The sequence below is a fragment of the Mesorhizobium sp. M1A.F.Ca.IN.020.06.1.1 genome (assembly GCF_004023265.1).
Taxonomy (GTDB): Bacteria; Pseudomonadota; Alphaproteobacteria; order Rhizobiales; family Rhizobiaceae; genus Mesorhizobium.
Map to the genome: position 1 here is coordinate 1 of NZ_RZSR01001305.1, position 1,279 is coordinate 1,279.

2 protein-coding genes are annotated in these 1,279 nt (G+C 63.8%); both read left to right on the plus strand.

The window, feature by feature from the left end; genetic code table 11:
• On the plus strand, positions 1-252 hold a 252-nt coding region (locus tag EOA60_RS38460; RefSeq protein WP_206628377.1), incomplete at its 5' end, for a hypothetical protein.
• Between the two features lie 40 nt (positions 253-292).
• Positions 293-1,279 (plus strand): sulfatase-like hydrolase/transferase (locus EOA60_RS33505; RefSeq protein ID WP_245502688.1); only part of this gene is annotated, 987 nt, incomplete at its 3' end.

The following is a 1,279-nucleotide window of genomic DNA, read 5'->3' on the forward strand; positions in this document are numbered from 1 at the left end:
GTTGCGGCGCGCATCGCTTGCCATCGAGGTAACGTGATGCAGGCCCTTGATCTGATTGAGCATGGTCTTGCTCCTTCCCTATCCTTGCTGCGGCCCTTGCCGCTGTCCACGCAATATGAGGATAGCGCCGGGCCCGGCAAAGCGACCAAACTCAGAATGGACTGTATCACAAAAGTGAACGGCCATAAGACCTATGTTCACCAATTGATGAAACTGCCTCCTTGCGCCGATCGGGAAATTTCGGCTCCATGAGCGGGCGCACCGTCTTGAGGAGAAGAGTTTGGACAACCGAGTGAGCCGCCCGAATGTTCTTCTCATCACCTGCGACCAGTGGCGCGGCGATTGTCTGTCGGCGGCGGGACATCCGGTGGTGAAAACGCCGCATGTGGATGCGCTCGCGGCCGAGGGCGTGCTGTTCCAGCGCCACTACGGTGGAGCGGCGCCCTGCTCGCCGGCGCGCGCCTGCCTCTACACCGGCCTCTATCAGATGAACAACCGGGTCTGCCGCAACGGCTCGCCGCTCGACGCCCGCCACGGTAACATCGCGCTTTCCGCACGCGCGGTGGGTTATGACCCCACGCTGTTCGGTTATACCGATGTTGCGCCGGATCCGCGCCGGCTTGCGGCCGGCGATCCGCGGCTGAGGAGTTATGAAGGCGTGCTGCCCGGCTTCAGCGTCCGGCAGTTGCTGCCCGAACATCAGAAGCAGTGGCTGTCCTGGCTGCGGACGCAAGGCATCGACACGAGCACCGGGATACCGGGCATCCATCGTCCGGCTGGCAAGCAGGGCATGGTCGGCGATGATGTAAGCAACGCGCCGCCGGTCTATTCGAAGGACCAGACGCCGGCGGCTTTCCTGGCCGGCGAATTCATCCGCTGGCTTGGCGAACAGGAGCAGGCGGCGCCGTGGTTCGGGCACATCTCCTTCATCAGCCCGCACCCGCCTTTCATCGTGCCGCAGCCCTACAACACCATGTACGACCCGGCCGACGGCCCCGCTTTCCGGCGCGCGGCGAACTGGCAGGCCGAGGCGCAAAGCCACCCCTACCTCGCATACGATCTTGGCCTGCAGAAGCGGACGAAGTTCGTTCCCGGCGCCGAGGGCAAGGTGCGGGATTGGAGCGAGGAGAATTTCCGCCGGATCCGTGTGCTTTACTACGGCATGATCTCCGAGCTCGACGCGCAGCTCGGCCGCATCTGGGAAGCGCTGAAGGCGGCCGGCAGTTGGGATGACACTGTGGTTGTGCTCACCTCCGACCATGCCGAGATGATGGGCGAC